Origin of the sequence: Virgibacillus siamensis, from assembly GCF_900162695.1 — a bacterium.
Taxonomy (GTDB): Bacteria; Bacillota; Bacilli; order Bacillales; family Amphibacillaceae; genus Lentibacillus; species Lentibacillus siamensis_A.
In genome coordinates this window covers 1,293,840-1,317,815 of record NZ_FUIH01000007.1, presented here as the reverse complement: position 1 = coordinate 1,317,815, position 23,976 = coordinate 1,293,840, and the positions used below count along the sequence as shown (strand labels likewise).

General features: G+C 37.8%; 33 protein-coding genes. 17 read left to right on the top strand and 16 right to left on the bottom strand.

Annotated features, from left to right (window positions below):
* Window positions 1–4: 4 nt before the first annotated feature.
* Window positions 5–682: a queuosine precursor transporter gene (locus tag B1K71_RS10350; protein WP_077326604.1), complete on the bottom strand. Its 678-nt coding sequence runs from the start codon at window positions 680–682 to the stop codon at window positions 5–7.
* A 219-nt stretch (window positions 683–901) separates the two neighbouring features.
* The gene (locus B1K71_RS10345; RefSeq protein ID WP_077326602.1) at window positions 902–1,102 is read right to left on the bottom strand and encodes a cold-shock protein; all 201 of its coding nucleotides are present in this window, start codon (window positions 1,100–1,102) and stop codon (window positions 902–904) included.
* A gap of 347 nt (window positions 1,103–1,449) precedes the next feature.
* On the opposite strand from B1K71_RS10345, the gene B1K71_RS10340 reads away from it, so the two are divergent.
* The 3 genes from B1K71_RS10340 (at window position 1,450) to B1K71_RS10330 (ending at window position 4,183) form a co-directional block, all read left to right on the top strand.
* Complete coding sequence (locus B1K71_RS10340) at window positions 1,450–3,120, top strand: formate--tetrahydrofolate ligase (protein ID WP_077326600.1); 1,671 nt, start codon at window positions 1,450–1,452, stop codon at window positions 3,118–3,120.
* Window positions 3,120–3,716 carry an HD domain-containing protein gene (locus tag B1K71_RS10335; RefSeq protein ID WP_077326598.1) on the top strand — a complete coding sequence of 199 codons (597 nt, stop codon included), beginning with the start codon at window positions 3,120–3,122 and terminating at the stop codon, window positions 3,714–3,716. Before B1K71_RS10340 ends, B1K71_RS10335 begins: the two co-directional genes overlap by 1 nt.
* Window positions 3,717–4,012: 296 nt before the next feature.
* Window positions 4,013–4,183, top strand: a complete 171-nt coding sequence (locus B1K71_RS10330) for an aspartyl-phosphate phosphatase Spo0E family protein (RefSeq protein ID WP_139343324.1) — start codon at window positions 4,013–4,015, stop codon at window positions 4,181–4,183.
* A 239-nt stretch (window positions 4,184–4,422) separates the two neighbouring features.
* Here B1K71_RS10330 and B1K71_RS10325 read toward each other — a convergent pair whose 3' ends face one another.
* Complete coding sequence (locus B1K71_RS10325; RefSeq protein ID WP_077326596.1) at window positions 4,423–5,208, bottom strand: hypothetical protein; 786 nt, start codon at window positions 5,206–5,208, stop codon at window positions 4,423–4,425.
* A gap of 264 nt (window positions 5,209–5,472) precedes the next feature.
* On the opposite strand from B1K71_RS10325, the gene B1K71_RS10320 reads away from it, so the two are divergent.
* The 7 genes from B1K71_RS10320 (at window position 5,473) to B1K71_RS10290 (ending at window position 9,126) form a co-directional block, all read left to right on the top strand.
* Window positions 5,473–6,429 carry a thymidylate synthase gene (locus tag B1K71_RS10320; RefSeq protein ID WP_077326594.1) on the top strand — a complete coding sequence of 319 codons (957 nt, stop codon included), beginning with the start codon at window positions 5,473–5,475 and terminating at the stop codon, window positions 6,427–6,429.
* A gap of 23 nt (window positions 6,430–6,452) precedes the next feature.
* A complete protein-coding gene (locus B1K71_RS10315; RefSeq protein WP_077326592.1) occupies window positions 6,453–6,941 on the top strand; it encodes a dihydrofolate reductase in 489 nt (162 codons plus the stop codon).
* 16 nt (window positions 6,942–6,957) lie between these two features.
* Window positions 6,958–7,536, top strand: coding sequence for a molybdenum cofactor guanylyltransferase (mobA, locus tag B1K71_RS10310; RefSeq protein ID WP_077326590.1), 579 nt, complete (start codon window positions 6,958–6,960; stop codon window positions 7,534–7,536).
* A gap of 121 nt (window positions 7,537–7,657) precedes the next feature.
* Window positions 7,658–7,864 carry a twin-arginine translocase TatA/TatE family subunit gene (locus tag B1K71_RS10305; RefSeq protein ID WP_077326588.1) on the top strand — a complete coding sequence of 69 codons (207 nt, stop codon included), beginning with the start codon at window positions 7,658–7,660 and terminating at the stop codon, window positions 7,862–7,864.
* Between the two features lie 21 nt (window positions 7,865–7,885).
* On the top strand, window positions 7,886–8,074 hold the full coding sequence (gene tatA / locus B1K71_RS10300) for a twin-arginine translocase TatA/TatE family subunit (RefSeq protein WP_077326586.1): 189 nt from the start codon (window positions 7,886–7,888) through the stop codon (window positions 8,072–8,074).
* Window positions 8,075–8,141: 67 nt separating this feature from the next.
* Window positions 8,142–8,897 (top strand): twin-arginine translocase subunit TatC, encoded by a 756-nt coding sequence (gene tatC / locus B1K71_RS10295; RefSeq protein WP_245799235.1) that lies wholly within the window; start codon window positions 8,142–8,144, stop codon window positions 8,895–8,897.
* Window positions 8,898–8,907: 10 nt separating this feature from the next.
* Window positions 8,908–9,126: a YozE family protein gene (locus tag B1K71_RS10290; protein ID WP_077326584.1), complete on the top strand. Its 219-nt coding sequence runs from the start codon at window positions 8,908–8,910 to the stop codon at window positions 9,124–9,126.
* Window positions 9,127–9,153: 27 nt separating this feature from the next.
* Here the strand turns inward: B1K71_RS10290 and B1K71_RS10285 are convergent, their stop codons facing one another.
* Window positions 9,154–9,483, bottom strand: coding sequence for a YolD-like family protein (locus tag B1K71_RS10285; RefSeq protein WP_077326582.1), 330 nt, complete (start codon window positions 9,481–9,483; stop codon window positions 9,154–9,156).
* A 335-nt stretch (window positions 9,484–9,818) separates the two neighbouring features.
* On the opposite strand from B1K71_RS10285, the gene vrrA reads away from it, so the two are divergent.
* The 4 genes from vrrA (at window position 9,819) to B1K71_RS10265 (ending at window position 12,225) form a co-directional block, all read left to right on the top strand.
* On the top strand, window positions 9,819–10,214 hold the full coding sequence (gene vrrA / locus B1K71_RS10280; protein ID WP_077326579.1) for a VrrA/YqfQ family protein: 396 nt from the start codon (window positions 9,819–9,821) through the stop codon (window positions 10,212–10,214).
* A gap of 80 nt (window positions 10,215–10,294) precedes the next feature.
* On the top strand, window positions 10,295–11,254 hold the full coding sequence (gene msrA, locus B1K71_RS10275) for a peptide-methionine (S)-S-oxide reductase MsrA (RefSeq protein WP_077326577.1): 960 nt from the start codon (window positions 10,295–10,297) through the stop codon (window positions 11,252–11,254).
* A gap of 73 nt (window positions 11,255–11,327) precedes the next feature.
* Window positions 11,328–11,534, top strand: a complete 207-nt coding sequence (locus B1K71_RS10270) for a DUF6501 family protein (protein ID WP_077326575.1) — start codon at window positions 11,328–11,330, stop codon at window positions 11,532–11,534.
* Window positions 11,535–11,673: 139 nt separating this feature from the next.
* Window positions 11,674–12,225: a histidine phosphatase family protein gene (locus B1K71_RS10265; protein ID WP_077326573.1), complete on the top strand. Its 552-nt coding sequence runs from the start codon at window positions 11,674–11,676 to the stop codon at window positions 12,223–12,225.
* Window position 12,226: 1 nt separating this feature from the next.
* Here B1K71_RS10265 and B1K71_RS10260 read toward each other — a convergent pair whose 3' ends face one another.
* Window positions 12,227–13,417, bottom strand: coding sequence for a M14 family metallopeptidase (locus B1K71_RS10260; protein ID WP_077326571.1), 1,191 nt, complete (start codon window positions 13,415–13,417; stop codon window positions 12,227–12,229).
* Between the two features lie 145 nt (window positions 13,418–13,562).
* Here B1K71_RS10260 and B1K71_RS10255 point away from each other — a divergent pair, with 145 nt between their 5' ends.
* A complete protein-coding gene (locus tag B1K71_RS10255; protein ID WP_077326569.1) occupies window positions 13,563–13,802 on the top strand; it encodes a DUF362 domain-containing protein in 240 nt (79 codons plus the stop codon).
* Window positions 13,803–13,840: 38 nt separating this feature from the next.
* Here the strand turns inward: B1K71_RS10255 and B1K71_RS10250 are convergent, their stop codons facing one another.
* The 9 genes from B1K71_RS10250 to B1K71_RS10205 all read right to left on the bottom strand — a co-directional run bounded on the left by B1K71_RS10250 (window position 13,841) and on the right by B1K71_RS10205 (window position 19,721).
* On the bottom strand, window positions 13,841–14,110 hold the full coding sequence (locus B1K71_RS10250) for an acylphosphatase (RefSeq protein WP_077326567.1): 270 nt from the start codon (window positions 14,108–14,110) through the stop codon (window positions 13,841–13,843).
* 935 nt (window positions 14,111–15,045) lie between these two features.
* Window positions 15,046–15,831 (bottom strand): ABC transporter ATP-binding protein, encoded by a 786-nt coding sequence (locus tag B1K71_RS10240; protein WP_077330180.1) that lies wholly within the window; start codon window positions 15,829–15,831, stop codon window positions 15,046–15,048.
* Window positions 15,832–16,019: 188 nt separating this feature from the next.
* Complete coding sequence (locus B1K71_RS10235) at window positions 16,020–16,460, bottom strand: hypothetical protein (RefSeq protein WP_342742126.1); 441 nt, start codon at window positions 16,458–16,460, stop codon at window positions 16,020–16,022.
* An 83-nt stretch (window positions 16,461–16,543) separates the two neighbouring features.
* A complete protein-coding gene (locus B1K71_RS10230; protein ID WP_077326563.1) occupies window positions 16,544–16,720 on the bottom strand; it encodes a PspC domain-containing protein in 177 nt (58 codons plus the stop codon).
* A gap of 324 nt (window positions 16,721–17,044) precedes the next feature.
* Entirely contained in the window at window positions 17,045–17,452 is a 408-nt protein-coding gene (locus B1K71_RS10225; protein WP_217697237.1) for a hypothetical protein, read from the bottom strand.
* Window positions 17,453–17,572: 120 nt separating this feature from the next.
* Window positions 17,573–18,136, bottom strand: a complete 564-nt coding sequence (locus B1K71_RS10220) for a GNAT family N-acetyltransferase (RefSeq protein ID WP_245799234.1) — start codon at window positions 18,134–18,136, stop codon at window positions 17,573–17,575.
* A 219-nt stretch (window positions 18,137–18,355) separates the two neighbouring features.
* The gene (locus tag B1K71_RS10215; RefSeq protein ID WP_077326559.1) at window positions 18,356–18,781 is read right to left on the bottom strand and encodes an SRPBCC family protein; all 426 of its coding nucleotides are present in this window, start codon (window positions 18,779–18,781) and stop codon (window positions 18,356–18,358) included.
* Window positions 18,782–18,892: 111 nt separating this feature from the next.
* Window positions 18,893–19,297 carry a DUF4440 domain-containing protein gene (locus tag B1K71_RS10210; RefSeq protein ID WP_077326557.1) on the bottom strand — a complete coding sequence of 135 codons (405 nt, stop codon included), beginning with the start codon at window positions 19,295–19,297 and terminating at the stop codon, window positions 18,893–18,895.
* 85 nt (window positions 19,298–19,382) lie between these two features.
* Entirely contained in the window at window positions 19,383–19,721 is a 339-nt protein-coding gene (locus B1K71_RS10205) for a hypothetical protein (protein ID WP_175631893.1), read from the bottom strand.
* Between the two features lie 292 nt (window positions 19,722–20,013).
* Between B1K71_RS10205 and B1K71_RS10195 the strand changes: the two genes are divergently transcribed.
* Together B1K71_RS10195 and B1K71_RS10190 are read left to right on the top strand one after the other, a co-directional pair.
* The gene (locus B1K71_RS10195; RefSeq protein ID WP_077326551.1) at window positions 20,014–20,247 is read left to right on the top strand and encodes a helix-turn-helix transcriptional regulator; all 234 of its coding nucleotides are present in this window, start codon (window positions 20,014–20,016) and stop codon (window positions 20,245–20,247) included.
* Window positions 20,240–20,521, top strand: coding sequence for a hypothetical protein (locus B1K71_RS10190; protein WP_077326549.1), 282 nt, complete (start codon window positions 20,240–20,242; stop codon window positions 20,519–20,521). The genes B1K71_RS10195 and B1K71_RS10190 overlap by 8 nt, the downstream gene beginning before the upstream one ends.
* Before the next feature lie 164 nt (window positions 20,522–20,685).
* Here B1K71_RS10190 and ppsA read toward each other — a convergent pair whose 3' ends face one another.
* Both ppsA and B1K71_RS10180 read right to left on the bottom strand, forming a co-directional pair.
* On the bottom strand, window positions 20,686–23,286 hold the full coding sequence (gene ppsA / locus B1K71_RS10185) for a phosphoenolpyruvate synthase (RefSeq protein WP_077326547.1): 2,601 nt from the start codon (window positions 23,284–23,286) through the stop codon (window positions 20,686–20,688).
* Window positions 23,287–23,614: 328 nt separating this feature from the next.
* Window positions 23,615–23,815, bottom strand: a complete 201-nt coding sequence (locus B1K71_RS10180; RefSeq protein ID WP_077326544.1) for a hypothetical protein — start codon at window positions 23,813–23,815, stop codon at window positions 23,615–23,617.
* Window positions 23,816–23,976 lie beyond the last annotated feature (161 nt).

The following is a 23,976-nucleotide window of genomic DNA, read 5'->3' as shown; positions in this document are numbered from 1 at the left end:
TTTTTTATTTGCTTTGGTGTATATATTTTGCAATATACATAAAAGGTGTATCAATTAGTGCAACAATAAATTTAATAACATAGGTTGTTATGAAAATTTCAAACCAGACTGTCATCGGGAACTGACCTAAAAATGCAATAGAACAGAAGACTGCTGTATCCAGAAGCTGACTGAGCATTGTGCTTCCATTATTTCGCACCCAAAGAAACTTATCTGCGGGAAACAGTTTACGCAGCTTGTCGTAAATTAATACATCAAAGTACTGACTCATTGCATAGGCGGCAAGACTTCCGGCAGCAACACGCGGAATCATGCCGAAAATCGTCTCCAACGACTCATGTGCGATATCATCTGGTCCAGGATTGAATACAAGGGAAATCTGCATCATCACGGTCATGGCTATTAATGTCGAAAATCCCATCCAGACAGCTCTTTTCGCATCTTTTTTTCCGTATTTTTCATTGAGAATATCCGTTCCCAAATAGGCGGTGCCATAAATGATGTTACCAAGTGTGGCAGTCAATCCAAACAGCTCAACGGTCTTGAGGACCTGAATGTTCGCAATAACTGTAGCCAGCCCGATCCAAACAAATAAACCCATTTTCCCAAACATCCGATAAAAAAATAACAGCAATGAAAAGTTCAACATTGCAAATAAAAACCAAATCAGTTCATTTGGCATCCTTATTCCTCCTTAGTTTTGGTAACGCGGGAGTTTGCGAACCGCGTAAAACAACATCATCCATTATACTTTTTAATAACCGGAAAGGCAATACGGATTTTTAAGTGACATGGAGGTTGCAGGAAAGAGGTGACAAATTAATGGATAATTGAGATCTGGGCGACAAACGCCAAAAAAAGCGGCAATCTGCATCAGATCACCGCTTTATATATGATATCGTTATTTTTTAACTACATTTGCAGCCTGAGGTCCGCGCTCACCTTCGACAATTTCGAAGTCAACTTCTTGACCTTCTTCAAGGGATTTGAAGCCTTCTTCTTGAATTGCGGAATAATGTACGAATACATCATTTCCTTCCTCAACTTGGATAAAGCCGTAACCTTTTTCTGCGTTGAACCATTTAACTACTCCATTTTCCATGTGAATAATCCTCCTAAAAACTTTCACGTAAAACGTGGTAATACAAAGGCAGATAAATGAATACCAAAAAAAGACATCTCCGTATAGAAGTGCAGAATCACATGTACACCTACTTCTATAGAAGCTGCCTGTCAATAATGATTCCATACATCTTCTTTGCTTAGGTCCAATATAGCGTATTTTAGGCTGTCAGTCAAGAAAATGTCATATATATTTGCGAATTTCTGATTTTTTATACTAATTAACGCATAAAAATAAGTGGTCCTTAAAAAATTCATAATAATTATATAAAAAGACAACTTGATACGTTACACTATAGTTAACTAATCGAGAGGGGTGCTTCATGTATGGCTACTGATATTGAAATTGCACAGAGCGCTACATTAAAGCCGATTGAGGATATTGCTGCTAGTCTTGATTTGTCAAAGGATGACTGGGAACCATACGGACACACAAAAGCAAAGTTATCCAATAACTTATTGGACAAATTAAAGGACAAACCTGATGGTAAAATCATTTTAGTGACTTCCATTAATCCAACGCCTGCCGGTGAAGGGAAATCAACTGTTACTGTCGGCCTCGGACAAGCATTAAATCGACTCGGAAAAAAAGCAATTATTGCACTGCGGGAACCATCGCTTGGCCCTGTTATGGGAATGAAGGGCGGTGCAGCAGGGGGAGGTTATTCACAGGTCCTCCCAATGGAAGATATTAATTTGCATTTCACTGGAGACCTGCATGCCATTACAAGTGCCAACAATGCACTTAGTGCGTTTATTGATAATCATATACATCGGGGAAATAAATTGAATATCGATCCTCGCCGCATAGAATGGAAACGGGTAATGGATATGAATGACCGGGTTCTCCGGCAAATTGTCGTCGGACTCGGCGGACCCCTGAAAGGTGTGCCGAGAGAAGACGGATTTAATATTACCGTTGCCTCGGAGATTATGGCAATCCTCTGTTTGGCTACCAGTCTAACAAATTTGAAGGAACGAATCTCAAACATCGTGATAGGATACACCTACGACGAGGAACCGATAACGGTGAAAGACTTGAAAATCGAAGGGGCATTAACATTACTTCTAAAAGATGCAATCAAGCCGAACCTTGTGCAAACAACAGAAAATACGGCTGCCATCATTCACGGCGGACCATTTGCGAATATTGCTCACGGATGCAACAGTATTATGGCTACCAAGACAGCGGCAAAGCTTGGCGATTACGTTGTGACCGAGGCAGGATTTGGTGCAGATTTGGGACTCGAAAAATTCCTCGATATAAAATCGCGCGCAGGTGGGTTTGAAACAGATGCTGTAGTCATTGTAGCAACTGTCCGGGCATTAAAAATGCATGGCGGTGTGGCAAAAGACAATTTACAAACAGAAAATGTGAAGGCATTGCAGGCAGGCATGGCCAATTTAGAGAAGCATATCGAAACGGTCAATCAGTTTGGTCTGCCATTTGTCGTTGCCATTAATAAATTCCCTTCCGATACACACGCTGAAACTGATTATATTAAAGACTGGTGTGAATCAAGAGGTATTGATGTTGCACTTACTGATATATGGGCACAGGGTGGAGCCGGTGGTATAGAACTGGCTGAAAATATAATGAAAACAGCTGAAAGTCCGGAAAGAAACTTTCAGCGGATTTACGAATTAGAAGACACACTTGAGACCAAAATTCGAAAAGTAGCACAAAAAGTGTATGGTGCTGATGGAATTGAATTAACATCAAAAGCTAAAAAGCAGGTGGCTTTTTACGAAAAACAGGGGTGGGGTAAGTTACCGGTGTGTATGGCCAAAACACAGTATTCACTCTCTGACGATCCATCACTTGTCGGCAGACCATCCGGATTTACTGTAACAATAAGGGAATTACGACCATCCATTGGTGCCGGGTTCATTGTTGTATTAACCGGTGATATGATGACAATGCCTGGACTTCCAAAAAAACCGGCTGCATTAAATATGGATGTAACGGAAGACGGGAAAATAAAAGGTTTATTCTAATGGATGGGTCTTATCAATTAAATGCTATCCGCGATTATGCCCATTCAATTTTTAGCGATGATTGCACCGGACATGATTTTTTCCATATGAAGCGGGTTGCTCAAATGGCCAGAAATATTGCTCTGGAAGAGGGCGCAGATGTTTTTATTTGTGAAGCTGCTGCCTGGATCCATGATATCGGTGATGCGAAGTTATTTTCAAATCGAAATAAAGTATTGAATCATTTAACCGATTTTTTACAATCCATCGATATTTCTGATGCAGAATATAAACAAATACGTCATACTGCCGATGATGTGTCATTCCAAAAAGGAAAAACACCCGATACACTGGAGGGGAAAATCGTACAAGATGCTGACAGGCTAGATGCGATCGGAGCGGTTGGAATCGCACGGACATTTGCATATGGTGGTTCCCAAGGACAATTGATTTGGAACACATCCAACCAGACTGACACTTCGCTTCAGCATTTTTATGATAAACTGTTAAAATTAAAAAGCTTGATGAACACCGAAAGTGCAAAACGTATTGCCATTGAAAGACATCAATTTATGGAAGTATACCTGGAGCAATTTTTCAGGGAATGGGGGAGGTAGAGAGGACTTTGCTCTTCTTAAAAACCTGCATAAGGATAAAGGAACATATTACAAAATTATGGTTAAACATAGATAAGGCTTTGGAGGATTTCCTCTAAAGCCTTTTGTATTGTATATATTTCCTGGATTTAAAAGATTACTTATGATAATATAGGAACATAGGTTCGATTTAAAGCGTATGAGTTATGAAATACAGAAATAATAAAATGATCCTTAACCGGTTTTCATAAGGATGGATAGCACTATAATCAGATAAATAAATTAGATTCAATACGATTGGAAAGGAAGTATAAAGTTTGTATAGTCTCGCTGAACTAAAAAAGAAAATAGAAGAAACAAGAACTGAAATGTATAAAACGTATGAAAATAACCCGAATAATCCACAAGTTTTATCCATTTCAAAGAGCTTGGATGTATTGTTAAACCATTATGATCAGGCACTAAAAGAAGTAAAAAAATTGGAATGATTATTGGTAATTCACTTCAAATTTAATGGGAATTAATTGCAAAAAAAATCTGCCCCTGAGTGTGACAGATAACAAAAAGGCCTTCATATCAGCTGTTACCCAAGGCAGGGCGTTTGTTAGTGGTTGTTTGAGCGGCTGTTACATACTTATTAATACCATCTCTTACTGCATTCTCGGCAATACGATTATAGAGCTTTTCTTTCTGATCATTTGTCAAAGGGGGTATCCTTGGAGAATATTTAGGCACTGACTTCCCTCCTTTTACCCAGATTGTCTGGCATATTATTCTGCAGAAAATCGCAAAGGACCCTTAATTCACTGACGACTGAATCAATATGTTGTTTAGGTATGGCGTAAGGACTGTCAAAAGATACAATCTTTTTAATTTGTCCTTTGCTATTATACAGCGGAATACACAATAAAAATTTCATGTTTCTTGTTTGCTGTTTTTGAAATTCATTCATGTTTTTATCCAATGCCATTTCGGGATCATCATGTTGATTATGGGAAGCAATAACTTCCCCTTTCCCTTGGTTATAACATATGCCAATGCCGCCTTCTTCGTTTGGGTATACCTCAAAATAAAGATTATCCGCGACGTTATCAGCCAGTTGTTCATTTCTTTGGCATATAAAGACCTTTCGATTAAATTTTTTTAACCTTATTTTTTTAAATGGGTTTTTTAATTCAACCCAGAAACGAATATTAAGTTCTTCAAGGGATATATCGTATTCCTTATCAATCGATTTCACCCATAATGTTTTTAACTTTTTTAAAAGTACATCACGCTGCATTAGGGATTCAGTTGAGATATTCGTTGCCATTTTAGATTTAAACACAATCCAAAACCCAGGTATTCCTATCCCCAGAATCCGAAAGAATAATTGCCAATGGGCTGTCTGGACCCCCAATATTTCTTCCCCATATTGATTTAATAAGGTTGTTAGTGCTAAAACATTTAACGCTGTTATGACCAATAAAAAGATAGCACCAGAAATAATGGGGCCTTTATTTCTTTTTAGCATAATGGCCCCCTTTCAACCCTTTTAGAATATAGATATGCTTTTAAAAGGGAATTTATTTCCCTTAAAAATCAAATAGGGTGTCTTCACAACATCAAATGGCAAACCTTGACGATGTTTGTTTCCATATGTTCAAGTTCTAGCAATATAATCTCCTAACAGATTTATGTCGATTAAACTTAAAATATACCTCGCTGGTTTTGGCGTTTATGTTACAATAATTTTAATGAATTAATATGTTACGAGAGAGGTTCGGAGGGTGTAACGATGGCAAAAGATGAACAAGCTTATTTGGATTTATGCAGGCGTGTATTGGAAAATGGGACGAAGAAGGATGATAGGACAAACACGGGAACGTATTCCGTATTTGGACACCAAATGCGGTTTGACCTTCAGGACGGTTTTCCGCTTCTGACGACAAAAAAAGTCCCATTTCGACTTGTTGCCAGTGAATTGCTCTGGTTTATCAAAGGGGATACCAACATTCGTTACCTGCTGCAAAACAATAATAATATTTGGAATGAATGGGCATTTAAAAAATGGGTTGAAAGTGCTGATTATACAGGACCGGATATGGCCGATTTCGGAAACCGCAGTCAGAACGATCCTGTATTCAAAGAAAAGTATCAGGAGCAAATGGCCATTTTTAAAGATCGTATTCTCCAGGATGATGGCTTTGCACAAACATACGGTGATTTAGGCAATGTATACGGAAAACAGTGGCGTGATTGGAAAACATCCAATGATAAGACCATTGATCAGTTGAAGGATGTTATCCATTCCATTCAGAATAAGCCTGACTCCAGAAGACATATAGTTTCTGCCTGGAATCCGGAAGATGTTCCACATATGGCATTACCGCCGTGCCATACATTGTTTCAATTTTACGTGGCGGATGGTAAACTTTCATGTCAGTTATATCAGCGCAGCGCTGACATTTTTCTGGGAGTTCCATTTAATATTGCGAGTTATGCACTGCTGACATATCTAATCGCACATGAATGCAATCTTAAACCAGGTGAATTCATCCATACACTTGGTGATGCGCATATTTATACAAACCATGTGGAACAGGTGGAAACACAGCTTGGCCGCGAGACAAGGTCTTTACCTGACCTTATTATCAATAAGGAAAAACAATCTATTTTTAATATTGAAATGACAGATTTGGAATTGGAGAACTATCACCCGCATCCATCCATTAAGGCACCAATTGCAGTTTGAAATACGAAGAGGAGGCAAAAGCATTGATTTCACTACTCGTCGCAATGGATAAACATAAAACAATAGGCCTGAATAATGATTTGCCTTGGCGTCTGCCAAATGATTTGAAGTTTTTTAAAGAAAAATCAACCGGTAATACGATTATAATGGGACGTAAAACCTTTGAATCCATGGGAAAACCGCTTCCCAATCGGAAAAACGTTGTAGTAACACGTAGCCAATCTGATTTTCCAAATGAAGTTGAAGTGATTCACGACCTCGATACGATTTATAATTGGAATTCCGAAAATCCGGGAGAGGAATTGTTTGTGATTGGCGGTGGAAATATTTTTCGTCAGGTGTTACCTCATGCAGATCGGATGTATATTACATGGATTGATGAAGATTTTAAGGGTGATACATTTTTCCCGGAATTCAATGAAGCGGACTGGGAGCTGACATCAAAGGTCAAAGGGGAAAAAAATGAAAAAAACCCATATGATTATTATTTTTTACAATATGACCGAAAATGATAGGGATGAATAGGACATGAACTGTTGCGGTATCATTTTATCAGGTGGCAAATCATCCAGGATGGGAACGGATAAATCACTGCTGTCACTTGGAACCAAAACGGTGATTGAACAGATTACAGATGAAATGAATACAGTTGTATCACAGCTTGCAATTATTACCAATCAACCGGAGAAGTATGATTTTCTGACATACCAAAAAATTGCAGACCGATATCCTGGAAAGGGACCATTGGCAGGACTGGAGACGGCACTTTATCACATTGATGCATCTGTGTATATTTGCGCCGCCTGTGATATGCCATTCATTCAGAGAGATGTTTACCATTTTCTGCTCCGAAAACTAAATCATTATGATGCGGTTATTCCTGTATATAAGGACCGAATGCACCCTCTTTCGGGAATTTATACTAAGAAAATGCAGCCTTTTATACAACAACAGTTAGAAAACGACGCTTTAAAAGTAAAAGACATATTTTCATTTGGAAACGTTCATTTTTTGCATGAATTTGGGTCAATACCAGATCATTTATTGCATAAACATTTTTTCAATATGAATCATCCCGAAGAATATGAAGAAGCAAAACATTTTTAAGTTGTTAAGCTGGGGATGTTCATGTTAAACTAAAGACGTTTCAACAAGCTGTTGAAATTTTTGGCAATGATATATAAATTTGTGGCTTTGGTTACAATATTACATAAAAGAAGGTGTTTCAATGCTGGCAAATATTGGATTTCCGGGTCTTATCCTGATATTGGTAATAGCACTGGTTGTCTTTGGCCCAAAAAAGCTGCCGGAGATTGGCAAAGCTGCAGGGAATACATTACGTGAATTTAAGAAATCAGCACGTGACCTGACCGGTGATGCAACCGATGAAATCAAAGAAGCACGTGATATTATCAGAGGCGAAGAAAATAAATAATTTTTAATGGAGTGATTCTGCATGTTAAGCAATATTGGCATTCCTGGATTAATATTGATTCTGGTAATTGCATTGATTGTTTTCGGACCGTCAAAGTTACCGGAAATCGGTAAAGCGTTTGGTGGATCACTGAAAGAATTTAAAAAGGCAACAAAAGATATTGTTTCAGATGATGAAGACGATGAAAAAAGCAGTACATCAAACAAATAAGTAACTTCAGATGGTGTAGGGGGTACCTTACATCTTCTTTTATGCCCGAACAAAGGGAGTGTGAAAATTGTCGGAAGAAAAGCAGTATGAGAATGAAAAGGAAATGAATTTAGTTGGACATTTATCTGAATTACGGAACAGACTGATTGTTACCGCGGTAATATTTGTAGCTTTGTTTTTTGTTGGGTTTATCTATGTGAAAGACATTTACTACTTTTTCGCAAAAGACCTTGGCTTCACGCTCAGTATCACCGGTCTGACAGATACCGTCTCCGTTTATATAACAATGGCCGGTCTGGTTGCCATTATTGGTACATTACCAATACTATGCCTGCAAATTTGGCTATTTATCAGGCCCGGTTTGACCAAAACGGAGCAAAAGGCATCGTTACCCTATATCCCTGCCGTATTTCTTTTGTTTATCGGGGGATTAACGTTCGGATACGTTGTATTCATTAATCTGATTGTACCGTTTTTACTGTCACTGAATGAGGGAATGTTCAATGAAATATTTACATATGACAGGTACTTCAAATTATTGTTTCGCGTTATTGTTCCATTTGCAGTATTATTTGAAATCCCGGTTATTACGATGTTTTTAACCAGTTTAGGAATATTGACACCGGCATTTATGCACAAAACCAGAAAATATGCATATCTGATTCTCGTTATTATCGGTGCCGTCATCACACCGCCCGACTTCGTACTGCAGATTGTGGTGGCAATCCCGCTGATTATTCTTTATGAAATCAGCATTTACCTTTCAAAAATTGTCTATCGCAGAAAACTGAAAAAATATGAACAATTTATGGAAAACGAATGAGGTGCATACCATGCGTTCATTTTATCATTATATGATGACACACAGGGGAAAGAAGAAAGCAGATGACAAAAGCCGATTAGCGGATTGGGTATTTTTTGACCACGATTTTCCAAAACATTCAGCTGATTATGATGAAATCAGCAGATATCTGGAATGGAATAGTCCATTTACCAATGCGCTGAGCACTTTTGATGAATTATGGGAGCAATACAAACTCACAGAGGACTAGGCATGTAAGCACTGGAATGATCAGTGCTTACATTATTTCAATATCAAGTATTTCGTGGAAAGGAACAGTTTCATAACTGCCGGCATCAGAATATAATCGGATACGGCGATGTAGTTTATCCAATTTACGAATCACACCGGATTTTTTATGAATGTTCCTGTCCCGAAAAATTGTCAGAACAACCTTGTCTTGCCGCTTATTCGCCAGTATTAATGCCTCATTTAGCAGTTCCAGCTCCTGCATATCCAGTTCCGGTCGTGTTACTTGCTGATCTTCCTGCCACATATCTTTTAGCAGTTCAACATGTTCAGGAAGCATTAAAGAAGTCCATTTAATAGTGCCGCGATCATTCGTCATGTAACATCACCTCAATTATAGTATACACAAACATATGTTCTTAAACCAGTAGTAACGGTGTGATATAAAAAATTCATTAAACGTTTGTTTAATTGGCCGACATCGCCAGTTTGCAATAGACAGTTTACGGCATTTTTCACCATAAAATTCTTGTATTTATGAAGAGACTGTTGATTTTTGCGGTTGCCCGGGAAATAGTTAACGGAATTATTACGCAATATAAGGTTATTATAAATGATGTGTGTTTCTGTTTTTTATCATGGTAGTAGCCTACACTAATTCCTTTTTGTTACGTACAATAACCTAGACGATAAATAGAGAAAAGAGGGATTGAGATGGTATGGCCAATACACACGCCCGATAGGACTACTTATATTAGAGATATTCCGAATTCTGCTCCACCTCACAGGATGAATCGGATCTTACCTGTGCAGCAGGTTCAGAACCTTTTAACACCAGAGCGGGTAGGCACAATAACTAATACGCTCACAAAGGTGCAGCACGTGTTAAAGGCAGTGGAAAATGCTGCACCAATAGTACAGCAATACGCCCCAATGGTCCGTAACCTCCCCATGATGTTTCAAATCATGAAGGCATTAAAAGAAACGGATGGTATTGAAGGTACAGATTCACTGGATGATGATTATGTGGATGAGGATCCGGATAATGATGATTTTATAGAAGCGGAGCATAAATTGAGCGGAAATTCCTCCCCAAAATTGTTCATATAATATAGAGCAGGCACACTACTTGATTTTTTAACGAAAACACGAAAAAATAAGGTTACAATCAGAAAATGGAGGTCATTTCAATGGTTTCGCAAATCGAATATGCAACGTTCGCAGGAGGATGTTTTTGGTGTATGGTTGAGCCTTTTGACCAGCGTCCGGGTGTGGCCAGTATTACATCCGGCTATACTGGCGGCAATGTAGAAAATCCTACTTATGAACAGGTGTGTTCTGATACAACAGGACATGTGGAAGCCGTTCAGATTGAATTTGATCCGGAAGTAATGCCGTATGAGCGTTTAGTTGAGACATTCTGGCAGCAAATAGATCCAACCGATTCCGGCGGTCAATTTCACGACAGGGGTTCATCTTATCAAACAGCTATTTTTTATCATAATGAAGTTCAAAAAGAAATTGCGGAAGCATCGAAGCAGAGGCTGGAAAAGAGCGGGAAATTTTCCAAACCGATTGTTACCCCGATTCTTCCGGCAAAACCTTTTTATATAGCTGAAGAAAATCATCAGGACTACTACAAGAAACAGCCTTTTCATTATAAGTTGTATAAAAAAGGGTCCGGAAGGGAGGACTTCATTTCGAAAAACTGGAAAACATATCCGGATAAGGCCAAACTCAAAGAAAAACTTAACCCGATTCAGTATGCTGTTACCCAGGAAAATGGTACGGAACGGCCATTTGATAATGAATACTGGAATGAAGAATCTGATGGGATTTACGTGGATATTGTCTCAGGAGATGTATTATTTTCTTCCGAGGATAAATTTGATGCAGGTTGTGGATGGCCAAGCTTTACCAAACCAATTGATCCATATCAGGTAACAGAAAAAACAGATACAACACATGGTATGATCCGGACTGAGGTACGAAGCAGCAATGCGAATTCTCATCTCGGACATGTATTTGATGATGGGCCAAAAGATAAAGGTGGACTCCGTTACTGCATGAACTCTGCTGCAATGCGTTTCATACCAAAAGACAAAATGGAAAAAGAGGGGTATGGTGAATACCTGAAGCTTTTCGAATAAATTAGTTGTCTTCAGCGGCAAGATACAACAGCATCGGGATTAACCAATACCTAACAAACTCAGGAGGATACGGATGATTCATTTAAATTGGGAAAACGAAAAAACCATAAAAAAAGTGGAGTGCGTACATGCTGATGCCGAAAAATTTATTGTGCACAATAAACTCACCCCAGGCAAGCAATATGATGTAAAAAATGAAACAGATGAATTTTATTTTGTCATCGATAACAGCAATCGCATTGGCGGATTTTTCAAAAATTATTTTAAGGAAGTAAAATAGCAGGTTCCCGACCTGCTATTTTTGTACATTTTTTTCCCGAAATTATTTTATATCCTGTCTATTAATGCTATACTTATATTACATTTTTCAAAATTTTTAATAGGTTCCATCTAAACTGCTGAAGAGGGGCTGGTTTTTCTTGAAAAATTTGTATATTATCCGACATTGTCTGGCAGATGGTCAGCACATAGATTCACCACTGACCGATGTTGGCATGCGACAGGCACATTTGCTGTCCGTATACTTATCGGAGAAGGATATTAAAATCGATAAAATCATCTCAAGTCCTTATCTTCGAGCCATCGAAAGCATTCGGCCATTCGCCGAAAAGAACAAGTTAAAGATTAATGTGGATGACCGGTTGAAAGAAAGAATACTGAGTGATGAACCAATCGATGACTGGATGGAAGTACTGGAGAAATCATTCTCTGATCATGATTTTCAACTCCCAGGTGGTGAATCCGGTAATGATGTAATAAAACGAGCAAGTATGGTCATTGATGCAGTGAATAATGAAGAGGATATATCGAATGTTTTAATTGTCAGCCACGGGAATTTAATAGCCCTTCTATTGGGCATGTACAATCCGGATTTCGGATTTGAAGGATGGAAAAACCTTCAAAATCCCGATGTATTTCTTATTAACCTGGAAGAAAATGAGCATTCCATCAAAAGCCTGTGGACCAAGTAAATTATATATAGAGGTTTGCCAGCATAATTCCAAGGCATTCCCGATATATTTCTTCAAACTGCGCAAACGGCAGCGGGTTGACGCCTGTACCAAGTTCTATTGTGAAGCCCGGCTGCCTGAAATCCTGTATAAACCAATCCCTGTAACCTGCATAGCTGTCGATATATTGGACAGGTTCATAACCACTTACTTGGGAATATTCATTGACAATTGATTCTGTAACAGGCGGTTCCAGACCTTCATACCCCCAATAAATCTCTTCACCTTGAGTATGAAATGCATTCAAGCGCATAAAATTCCTTTCCTTTACCAAGTCAGCCATCGCAATCGATTCCGGTTCAGATAATGGATGTGGCCCCGGATAGTCTCTATGTTGTGGTGTATCCGGCTTGCGATCAACCTCCACTTGCCATAGTGCAGGGAACTGATTGTTTAGATCAATCCCTCTAATATTTGCTTTCCAATTGGTAAAATCATTGTTTTGGTGATTAATTGCCAATACTTCTTTCTCATAATCTCCTGCTGAGGACGCACCTTCAAGGACAAGATTTACACCATCCGGATTTACCATTGGAACAACTGATAATAATGTTTCATTAAATAATGGAAGCATACTCAAGCCGCGGATTGGACGTTTATTGGTCAGGGAAAGAACATATTCGTTCACAAACCGCATAATGGCAGACGTTGTAATCCATTCATTAGCATGGAAGGAACCATTCATATGAACTTGCTTGCCGCCATTTCCGATCTGCAGTTCAATCAGATCTTTTCCCATTACGGAATTACCGACAGCCCCTCTTTTGACAAATGGATAAACTTCCAGCAGCTTGGCAATATCGAGTTCCATTTTTTCAAATGTATATCGGTCCAAATCCGTTATCAGTATGTTATTGACACGTTCAGGAATTAAGATAGTTTCGCCAATCTGCAAGTTATTGGGACTGATGGACGGATTCAGCAACTGCAATAAATCAACAGGAATACTATGTGCGATCGCTAATTTCCATAGGGAGTCATTAGGTGTAATCTTACAATCTGTCGAAACATATCCTGGTATCTTAACTTGCTGTCCCACTGCTAAATGATCGGGTGGGATTTGTGGGTTGGATTGCTCAATTAAAATGAGTGGTATATCAAACAATTGACTATAATACGAAAATGTATCATTTTGGCGGACCATTACTTCCATTTACATTCGCTCCTCTTTTGCCTTAATAGTAAATATTATGTACGGACAAGTGTCCATGTGTATATTTGGGTTGAAACAAGCCTTATTTTTCGATAGTATAATTGTAGTAGTTGATAATGCTCGTTAGATGAAGGAGGAGATTTACTTGGCATTTGTCATTACATCACCATGTAAAGATGAAAAATCAGGCGAATGTGTAGAGGTTTGTCCTGTAGATTGCATAGAAGAAGGGAAAGATATGTTTTACATTGACCCGGACATCTGCATTGACTGTGGAGCATGTGAAGCTGTTTGTCCGGTTGAAGCCATATACATGGAAGACGAAGTACCGGAAGAAGAAAATGAATACATCGCATTAAATCGTAAGTTTTATGAAGAAAATTAAATTTGAATTAAAGTCGTTGTCTCAGGCAGACAGCGGCTTTATTTTATGGTGAATTTCATATAGCCTTTTTCCGCCTCGGATTTATTAATTGTCATATTTTCCACTTTCATAACTTGATTTAAGCCAGCCTTTACATCTGTCAAAAATTCCTCCACCAGTTCTTCGGATCCTTCCACGTCCATCTCCACAGATCCATCAATTTTATTTTGCACCCATCCAGTTAAACCAAGTTGGATGGCTCTGTTCATTGCCGAGTACCTGAAGCCAACTCCTTGTACACGACCGGATACGATTACGTGTGCCAACATTAAAATCACCTCTGTATTATATGTTTTATCCGTCTACCAGCTATTTAAAACCCGAAATTCCCATACTGATGAAAGACAATTACGGGGAAGAGGCTAAAAAAATGACTGATATATTAATTGAGCAATGGAAACCGCGCCACTTCAGCGTGCCAGTGCTGAAAGAAGGCGGTCAATAATTGCCATTGTTTATGTTACAGTGTGAATGATAGGGATTGTAATATTCTGGAACTTGATGGAACACAATAATAACTAAATTTGAAGTAAAGTCATTATCAGGTTCAGGCAACCTAAAGATAGTAAGTTATAAATACGTTGACCGGTAAAGACCTTAAAGAAAACCGGTAAATTAATTCATGCAAGAATCAAAAATCATAAATCATATTTACATCTTTACATCTAAATTTTAAATTTATTATTTTGTCTCACTATCATAAGTAAACTTTGATAATGAGACAAATAGTGATTATTCAATACAACTTCCTATAATAAGTATTATGTAAACTAGAAAATAAATAAAATAAAAATACAGATCTCTTACCCTTTTATCCCTTTGATAATGAAAATAATGTCTCACTCATAAATAATTTAAAGAATTTATCATTTTTTTTAGATTAAATGCTGCAATTTTATCGTATCACTTAATTTTTCTATTTAGCGTTAGATATTTGTAGTCAATATTTTCGTCCGTTTCCAACCGCCACATGGTATCATTTCAACATTATATACAGCCCGGTCATATATATTGTGCTGTTACATTAACAGGTTTGAAATTTTTACTTTTTCGCTATCGCAAACAGTCTTTTTGTTAATTTTCCCACACCTCCCCTCCCCGCCCTATATTTTACAAACGTTTGTTCTTATTTTGTTTTACACAAAACATATAAGAATTCTGATTTTGATCGAAATAATTAATGCAGCACAGTTTTAAATCCAATCTATCTGCTAATGGATACCTCCAGATGGAAACGGTTATGCTGGTGACTGACAATAACGGGGGTATTACAAAAATTCGACATTGTTTCGGATGTAAGCAAATCCTTTGTTTTACCCTTGGAAAAGATAAATCCATCCTTAACCAACAATGTATTGGTACAGATTGGCAGTATTTCATCAATTTGATGTGTAACATAAATTATTGTAGTTTGATGATATGTGGCCAATTGATTTATTATATTTAACAACTTTTCCTTAGAGAGAAAATCTAAACCGGCACAAGGTTCATCTAAAATAAGCAATTTTGGTGAAGCCATCAATGCTCTGCCGATTAATACCCGCTGTTTTTCGCCTTGTGACATCATTTCAAATGACTGATTTCTCAAGTGGGCAATTCCCAACTGTTCCAAAATATTCGTGGCCTTTTCCACATCCGAATGACACGGTTTCTCGTACAGACCAATAGAAGCAAATTTACCGCTTAATACAACCTGTAATGCTGTGCTCCGGGGTTGATGTTTCATTTTTTCAATTAGGGATGAACTGACCCAACCGATATCTTTTCTTAATTCACCAAGCGGATATGTACCGAATTGCTTATCAAATACTTTAATGGTACCTTTTGTTGGATAAAGGTATCCGCATACCAAATTTAACAGTGTTGTTTTCCCCGCTCCGTTCATTCCAAGAATCGTAGTATGTTCCCCTTTCTCCACTTTCCAATTGATATTGCTAATAATTGTTTTTTCATGTCGGATTAAGTAAACGTTTTCCATCTCAATGATCATTTGTTTTTCTTCCCTTTTTATCCCGCTGTTCAAAACCTGCCCCTCCAAACACAATCTATTTATCATATCAAATAATCTTAAATTTTAGGTCTAGCCATTAAAACATTTCTGAAAATTGTGGCAAATAAAGAAAATGGCTTGTTAGAAAAAGGAGAAAGTAAGCCCGCACAAATGCTTACTTTCTCCTTTTAATTTACCTCACTTTGTATACGCATCTTTTCAAATTCATACATTTTATCATAGGACTCAACCAAATGCTCAGGCACCAATGTCTTTCCGAATTCCCATGCATTCGCTTCTATTTCCGATTGCAGTTCTTCCTTTTCATCGTCTTCCCCGTAGATTAATATCTTTAAATCACGTTTGTTCTTCTTAAAATCCAAATAATAACCAAGTTCATGATAAAGAATCAGTTTAATTATGTTTTCATCTGATTCTTTAAGTTTAAATAATTTTCCAATATAGCCATTTACCTGAAGATAATTAAATTTTATCGTTTTTGATGATACGTTATAACTCATTGGTGCAGCTAATTCAGTATTAGACTCATAATTAATGTTTAAATGAAGTTCTTCTAGTGTTGCTTTAATTATCCGCTCAATATTCCATATATAAAGCATTTTATCCATCACTTTCCTTATTAATTTGTGTCTATAAAGCTATTCTTACACAGTGTAGGTGTTGACGTCAATGTCATCGCTTACATAAGACTTTATAATACTAGCTTTTCTTTTAACGCCCAAATAAGAATAATATAAAGCCAAAAAGAACCTGTGAAGAAGAATATTAACCTTACGGCAAAAGAAGATATGCCAAAAAACTCTGCTATTCCTCCGCACACCCCATATAATGCCTTATCTGTCGATGATTTTGTTAACTTTTGTTGCATCGATAACCCCCTCTTTTTAAAAAGTTTATTACAAAGGATAGTAATGATTAATTATTTCCATAAGACGGTCTGTTTTTTCCGATGACACATTTTCAAATAATCTTGCACCCGCAATAATCGGAGCCCTTGGAGTATCTAAGTTCACATGTTATCCACCTTTATTTTTACCGTCTTTCCTAATGGAATAAGGTCCTCACGAAGCAATCAGGATTTGCATAGATACGGGCACCAGTTCCTTATTTTAGAATGTCGCCCCATCATGAAGGTCTTCTGCATGACTTAATAATACTTAGATGACAAATACAAATTGTTTTTTCAGACTACTTAGAGGCATTGAGCCTCCAACTGACTTTTTAGTCTTTTTAAATCGCTCTCAACCAATTTAGCATCCTCAGCAAATTTTTCATCTGACATCTCAGGTAATTGAAACAATGTAAACATTACTTCACTTCCAAATCCATTAGGAATAACCCGCATTGGGTTTAAAACTTTTTGTCCCGTGGATGGGGTAACATAGTGATCCAGCACCCCTAGTTCGTTTCTTTCAACAAACCTGATTGTCATTGGACCATCAGATGTTTCGACAACCCATGCACCATTATATTCTTTTAAAGATTGACTAAATGCTGGCGCCCATTGGGGAAGGTTTTCAGGATCAAAAACGTATTCATACACTTCTTTTGAATTCCGTTCAATGGATATACTCAGGGTTCTCGCTTGGGTCATTGTCATATTTAAAACCATCCTTTGCTATTAATATACGTTTAATATATAGTTTCGACTTTCCTGCGAGATATCCCTTCTTTTTGTTCAAAACGTCCTTTCAATCGAATCGGAAGTAAGGCAATGCACCTAGGAAAGATACTCTTCAGCTAAAAGCCCATAAATTATTTCATCTTCGTAATGATCATATAACCATTCTGCCTGTCTTATTCTTCCTTCTTCTAAAAATCCAAATCTCTCTGGTAGAGCTTTACTCCGTCCATTACCAGCTGCAATATATGCTTCAATTTTATTAAGTCCGAGGTCCTTAAATCCATAATTTATAACCGCTTTAAATGCCCTTAACATTATGCCTTTTCGTTGGAATTTTTCACCCAGCCAATAGCCTAGCTCCTCCCCTACCCTATTCGTTTTATCAATATCATTGAATCCAATAGTGCCTGCAATTTCCCCTTTATATATAACAGCAAACCACATTGGGTATCCGCCGCTTTCCAACAACGCTTCGATTCTTAATTTTAAACTTTCTTCAGCATCTTCTTGTTTTTCAACAGAATCAACCCAGGTAACCCATTTTTTGAGATGAATCTTTGAATTAAATATTAAATTATAAAATTCTTCGAGATCGTCCTCGGTAAACATTCTCAAAGAAACTTCTTCATCGATTATATGTTTTAGCACTTTTTTCCCCACTCCATACTCTTTATGTTCTTTATCACAATCTTCTTTATTTTAACATACTTGCTAAAGCACCTTGAGAAAGACTTTTCATCATGTTTGCGTTTGTTTATAGCGATTTTTCCCGATTGTTGGTGGTAATGGAAACTTCATTGTATGCAAGCAATTTTAACAGACTTCTGCAAGTTTGGTTTGCAATGGCTTGAAAAACATCGTACTTCATCGATCCCAAAATTAGACCTCAATATATTCGGGCAACTTTTCTTTGACCATGTTTTCCCAACCGCCGTCCATAATTTCACGAATCATTGAATGCGGTTGCCCAAACTCTGTATCTTTTTTCGCATCCCATCCAGAATGAATGAGCGTAAATTCTGTTTTGCCGTCTTCTAATTCGTACAACTCAAAAGTCAGATGCCAGTCCTTATCCCAGTCAAAACCAAGGCGATTCGGTTGATTGATTTCTGTGACCTTACAAGGTGAATTACCATATTCCCCTGTATAAAGTGTAAATTCTTGATTCAAAAAAGGTTTAAAATCATTTGGCATCCACCATGCAGCAATCCCCTCTGAGGTTGATACCGCCTTCCATACCTTCCCTATAGAAGCGTTAAGCACTACTTTTTTCCGGATTTCAGGCAATATTTCTTTTGATTTCATTATAATCACTCCATTATTTTAGAATTAACAACAAATGTTCTTGTGGTTTAGATGATACATTTTTTAAGCCTAGCCTCGTTAATTTTCAATACCTGAATCGCGTAGGTTACTTCATTCACTAAGACCTTTCTCTTGATACCAGCGGATAATTCTCCACTTACCATCTGTCCCTTTTTTCCAAACTTCAAGATTTAATGCTCTAACCATTCTTTCATCATCCCGATATGTAATCTCATAAGAAACTGCTGCTTGATTTTCATGTTGAGGGACAATTGCCAATCCCGAAAAAACAAATTGTATTTTTTTATCCTTAAAATGATTTGCGGCTTCCTTATTACCTTCTTTAATATCTTCAACATTAAAGGTATCCACTTGTCCTGCCCCTGGCATATAAAGCCACCCTTGAAATTCATCCGAATATAACTCATTCATTTCTTCAAACTTACCACTTTCAAATTCTTGATGCAGCTCCATTAAGCGATATACTTCATACGATACTTCTTGTTCTATACCCATTTGCTATTCTCTCCCTAAAATATTATTTATTTGATTCTACGCCTGATAATGAAAATATCATACATCAATAGCTTCATTCTTTTACCTAAACATGCTCCTGAATTTCCCGGGAAAGCTCCCATTGCCCGCCCCTTTTTTGCCAACCTTCAATTGTACACCCTCTCTTTCGATAATTTTGCTCATAAAACACAACAGCATTTTGAGTATCTTTCAAAAGAATAACTCGATTATCAAATCGCTTTCTTTTCTTACTTTGGCAGGAAACTGACTGTCGCATGCCATCTACAGCATCATTGCGATAAAAAAAGGTTGGCTTTTCTTGACCCTGCATGAAAAAGGTCACGTAATAATCTGAAGGCATAAGTTCCTCCAGGTTGGAAGTATCACTAGTTTCAACACGGGTACTGCAAGAAAAAACATCCAAATAGCAAAACCAATCGTCAAAAGAGTAAAAAGTATATCCAAACCTAAAAATACCTTGTTTCTTTCGTTAAATCTTTCTTGAATTCTGCCAATCAGTGTCACATTACCCTCCCCCCTTTAATTTTCTTTCATCTTGAACTCCTTAATTTCACGCCTTCTTCAAGAAGTTCCAAACTAGAATTTTACATAATTTCATTATTTCATTCGAGATTCGACCTTAGTCAGAGCATTTTTATGTAATGTTTTTTTTACATTTAGTCCAATTTATATTACACTATTTTGGAGTGATAAGAATGAACCGTAAAGGAAACCTAACAAATCGATTAAATGTACTTCGAGCTGAAAAGCGTTGGTCCCAAAAGAAAGTTGCATCACTGCTGGGAATCAGTCGACAAACGGTTGTTTCAATTGAAGCTAATAAATACAGTCCATCTTTAATGCTTGCCTTTCAAATTGCTCATTTGTTTGACAAGGATATTAATGACGTTTTCCAATATCATTCAGAAGAGGAGTATTTAAATGATTAAATTCTTAATCGTTGTTACATTGGTATGGATTTTGTATCAATATGAAAAACGCTTTATGTTAAATGAAGGTCATGATGAAAGAGGAAAGATGATTTTCTATAAAGCCCGCTCAAGAGCCTTTACGTATGTTTTGATTGGATGGCTGGCTGTTTACTTAGTCGATAATTTTCACCCCTTGACCTATACTCAATTTAAAAACGCTATAGTTATCATCATAGCAGGAATTTTCATCATTCAATTCATTTATTTATTTTTGTATCGTCGTAAATATTGATTACTCAGTTAGTAATCACAATTCACTTGGGATCCGCGCCGGAACAATAAAAGGCAGCATTATAAACAGCTGCCCTTTTCCAAATTTAATTTTAACATACTTTATTCAGCATAATGGATCTACAATGGCAATTTGAATGCTGCCTTTATTAAGGTATCTAGTAATTATAATATTTCGATATACCCTTCTGTTCCATTCACCCTGATTCGTTGCCCATCCTTAATCAGTTTGGTGGCATTTTCCGCTCCGACAACTGCAGGTAAGCCATATTCACGTGCAATAACTGCTCCATGGGTCATCAGTCCGCCAACTTCGGTAACGAGCCCCTTTATGGATACAAACAATGGTGTCCAGCTAGGATCAGTGAAGGCTGTAACCAGGATATCTCCATCATCCAGATTTACATCTTTCATGTTTAAGATGACGCGCGCCCTGCCCTCTATAACTCCGGAAGAAACCGGTAGACCTAAAATTGCTTCAGCTGGGAGGTTTTCACGTTTGTATTTACCTGCAATGATTTCACCATCAGATGTGATCACACGTGGGGGACTTAGTTTTTCATATAATTTGTATTCATCTATTCGCTTGCTGATAATCTGGTAATTTAGTTTATGGGTTCGTACGGTTTCGTGAAGTTCTTCAAAAGTGAGATAGTACATATCTTCTTTTTCATGGATCACGCTCGCTTGTACAAGTCGTTCTGCTTCTTTAAGCAAAGCCTGCTTATAAACGAAGTAGTGATTCATCCAAACATATTTGGGATATTCCCGGTAACCGCTGAAATTCAGAATGATCTCAATCATTCGTTTGGTTTCTTTGGCTTTTGTCTCACCGTCCGGGAGCTGTTTCAACCGTTCCAAAAGCTCTTGCTCTTTGTCCATAGCTTCCTGTCGTCCATGTTTGAATTTCAAGCTGGCGGCATGGGGCTCAAAGTTTTTAATGTTACTCAGAATCATCGGGATAAGTGTCGTTGGTTTTTCGCTCCAGCGAGTTTTCGTAATATCAATTTCTCCGACACATCGCATTCCGTATTTGTTAAGATAAGAACAGATAGCATCCCGGGCTTCCTGTCCACCATTAAACTTATCCAGTTCATCCAAAAAATGATCATCTTTTACGTATTGCAAATAATCAATGACCTCCGGATAGGGACGAATCACATCTGCGACCTCCATCAGCTCCAGGCCCATTTCTGACGTAACATTATTCGGCACAGATTGGGAAAGCGTATCCGCCGCATTTTTTGCACCTAACCACTCGTACATATTTTCATTAATCCATCTTGAAGCATTTATAACGGCCGTAATGGCACCCAACCCTTGCGCATCAGCCAAGAACTTCATTAATTGCTGGGTATCTTCCCGAATAAAATCGAATAACGCCGATCCCGACTTCGTTTGAATGTTTTGTTTCAACTGTTCGATCAACGCTTGACTGCGCTTGATCAAATCCGAAACGATTGTCGGATTGTTATGGAATTGTGCCAGCTGATCTGGATTGCTATTAATGGGACTCGCTGCTTTTGTATCATCTTGGACCGATTTTATAAAATCTTCTCGCTCTATTATGGTCATGAGTGCATCTTTTATAAGTGGATCGTGTTGTCCCATGCCATTTAAAAACATTTCCCTGCTGTTAGGCGAAGCCAATTGATGTGTGACATCAACAAACAGCCTTCCACCAGCTTTACGCATGGGTGCAGGAGTCATCAAAAGGTAAAAAGACAATCCGAGCGGTTTGATGGGATCGGTCATCATTTGTTGGTGGCCAACGGATATATAGACGTGATTTTCTTGATCATTCGCTTCAGGGACGGGGTATAAAGTCGTGATTGGACGGCTCTGGACAATATAAAATGTATTATCAACCAAACACCATTCGATATCTTGCGGCTGGCCGAAATACGCTTCGATTTTCCTTCCAATGCGTGCCAGTTGTAAAATTTGTTGATTAGTAAGTGTTTGAGTCATTTGCTGATCCGGATCGATCGGCTGTGTCTCTGTTCCGCCTTCTTCTCGTCCATAAATAGCCAGTTTTTTAGTTGCTACCATCTTATCGGTGATTTCCTCTTCCCGAACTTTATAATTGTCCGCAGACACTAAACCGGAGACAAGTGCCTCACCCAGTCCAAAACTGGCATCGATGGATAGCAGCTTTCGGTTAGAAGTAATGGGGTCAGCGGTAAATAAAATACCTGAAGCCTGTGGGAAAACCATCCTTTGAACGATAACGGATAAATACACTTGGTTGTGGTTAAATCCATTTTTCACACGGTAAATCACAGCACGGTCCGTGAATAGGGAAGCCCAGCATTTGCGGATGTGCCACAAAACGGCTTCTGTTCCGATGATATTTAAATAGGTGTCTTGCTGACCGGCAAAAGAGGCATGTGGTAAATCTTCAGCTGTTGCACTGGAGCGCACTGCATAAGCATATTCATCGCCAAACCGGGAGAGATTGTGAGCAACGGCTTTCGCAACATCGGGGGGAATCTCCACTTCCGTAATGATTTGTCGAATCTTCCTGCTGATTTTACTTGTTTGATTTTGATCCTCTACATTTAGCAGTGTGAGTTGATCCAACAATGCGTGGAACGCTTCGTTTTGTTCAAGGACTTTTTGATAAGCTTCTGTCGTAACACAAAATCCTTCCGGCACCTGTATGCCATGGACCTTCGATAGTTCCCCTAAATTCAGCCCTTTTCCCCCAACCACCATTTGTCTCGTTTTATCAATCTCTTGAAAATCCAGCACATATTTTTTCATTTCTTCCCCTCCTATTTATTGTGATAAATCATTTAACAAAAAAAGCTTATCTTATCGTGTTAAATGACTCATCAAAGCAGCTGCACAGTTTGATTAATACTAGCAGGTTAAAAAGATAAAAAAAAGACTAAAAATTTTAAATTAATCATGGTATAATTAAACCAAGGAAAGGGACAGTTATGATAATTTATCGTAACTGTCCCTTTTTTATGGCGGTTTTCATAAATCACATTAAAATCATGTCTGTTTTCATATCTTGGCTGTAGTTGCTTTATAGCAGCAAATCACATTTTGGAATTATTAGCACTAATACTTTTGTGTCTTCATCTCAAAATCCCCAATCATCTGACTCATTAATGACAAACTTTCCTTCTTTCCAAAGCTGCTTAATTTCTTTTTGACAACTTAACATGGAATGAACAATCCGATGCGCACGAGAGTATACCATCTTATTTTGTTCTTCCAGTTCTCCTGAATTTATTATGTATTCCAAATAACCTTTTGACTGATTGGTGCATCTAAAATCCATGTTTGCCCTTTTTCCAATGGTGTTTTGTATATTTGATTCAGAACTAGCATAATAGACATGAGGTTGAAGTGCCTTTAGTGCACCTTCAATATTACTTTATAGTATAAAGATGCTGGAATGTATCTTTAAGAACACATTCCAGCATAAATATATCCAAAGTA

Coding starts and splice junctions, on each gene's coding strand:
- B1K71_RS10350 (WP_077326604.1), bottom strand. CDS start 682: ATGCCAAATGAACTGATTTGGTTTTTATTTGCAATGTTGAACTTTTCA.
- B1K71_RS10345 (WP_077326602.1), bottom strand. CDS start 1,102: ATGGAAAATGGAGTAGTTAAATGGTTCAACGCAGAAAAAGGTTACGGC.
- B1K71_RS10340 (WP_077326600.1), top strand. CDS start 1,450: ATGGCTACTGATATTGAAATTGCACAGAGCGCTACATTAAAGCCGATT.
- B1K71_RS10335 (WP_077326598.1), top strand. CDS start 3,120: ATGGATGGGTCTTATCAATTAAATGCTATCCGCGATTATGCCCATTCA.
- B1K71_RS10325 (WP_077326596.1), bottom strand. CDS start 5,208: ATGCTAAAAAGAAATAAAGGCCCCATTATTTCTGGTGCTATCTTTTTA.
- B1K71_RS10320 (WP_077326594.1), top strand. CDS start 5,473: ATGGCAAAAGATGAACAAGCTTATTTGGATTTATGCAGGCGTGTATTG.
- mobA (WP_077326590.1), top strand. CDS start 6,958: ATGAACTGTTGCGGTATCATTTTATCAGGTGGCAAATCATCCAGGATG.
- B1K71_RS10305 (WP_077326588.1), top strand. CDS start 7,658: ATGCTGGCAAATATTGGATTTCCGGGTCTTATCCTGATATTGGTAATA.
- tatA (WP_077326586.1), top strand. CDS start 7,886: ATGTTAAGCAATATTGGCATTCCTGGATTAATATTGATTCTGGTAATT.
- B1K71_RS10290 (WP_077326584.1), top strand. CDS start 8,908: ATGCGTTCATTTTATCATTATATGATGACACACAGGGGAAAGAAGAAA.
- B1K71_RS10285 (WP_077326582.1), bottom strand. CDS start 9,483: ATGACGAATGATCGCGGCACTATTAAATGGACTTCTTTAATGCTTCCT.
- vrrA (WP_077326579.1), top strand. CDS start 9,819: ATGGTATGGCCAATACACACGCCCGATAGGACTACTTATATTAGAGAT.
- msrA (WP_077326577.1), top strand. CDS start 10,295: ATGGTTTCGCAAATCGAATATGCAACGTTCGCAGGAGGATGTTTTTGG.
- B1K71_RS10270 (WP_077326575.1), top strand. CDS start 11,328: ATGATTCATTTAAATTGGGAAAACGAAAAAACCATAAAAAAAGTGGAG.
- B1K71_RS10260 (WP_077326571.1), bottom strand. CDS start 13,417: ATGGAAGTAATGGTCCGCCAAAATGATACATTTTCGTATTATAGTCAA.
- B1K71_RS10250 (WP_077326567.1), bottom strand. CDS start 14,110: ATGTTGGCACACGTAATCGTATCCGGTCGTGTACAAGGAGTTGGCTTC.
- B1K71_RS10240 (WP_077330180.1), bottom strand. CDS start 15,831: ATGATCATTGAGATGGAAAACGTTTACTTAATCCGACATGAAAAAACA.
- B1K71_RS10235 (WP_342742126.1), bottom strand. CDS start 16,460: ATGGATAAAATGCTTTATATATGGAATATTGAGCGGATAATTAAAGCA.
- B1K71_RS10230 (WP_077326563.1), bottom strand. CDS start 16,720: ATGCAACAAAAGTTAACAAAATCATCGACAGATAAGGCATTATATGGG.
- B1K71_RS10225 (WP_217697237.1), bottom strand. CDS start 17,452: ATGACAATGACCCAAGCGAGAACCCTGAGTATATCCATTGAACGGAAT.
- B1K71_RS10215 (WP_077326559.1), bottom strand. CDS start 18,781: ATGAAATCAAAAGAAATATTGCCTGAAATCCGGAAAAAAGTAGTGCTT.
- B1K71_RS10210 (WP_077326557.1), bottom strand. CDS start 19,297: ATGGGTATAGAACAAGAAGTATCGTATGAAGTATATCGCTTAATGGAG.
- B1K71_RS10195 (WP_077326551.1), top strand. CDS start 20,014: ATGAACCGTAAAGGAAACCTAACAAATCGATTAAATGTACTTCGAGCT.
- B1K71_RS10190 (WP_077326549.1), top strand. CDS start 20,240: ATGATTAAATTCTTAATCGTTGTTACATTGGTATGGATTTTGTATCAA.
- ppsA (WP_077326547.1), bottom strand. CDS start 23,286: ATGAAAAAATATGTGCTGGATTTTCAAGAGATTGATAAAACGAGACAA.
- B1K71_RS10180 (WP_077326544.1), bottom strand. CDS start 23,815: ATGGATTTTAGATGCACCAATCAGTCAAAAGGTTATTTGGAATACATA.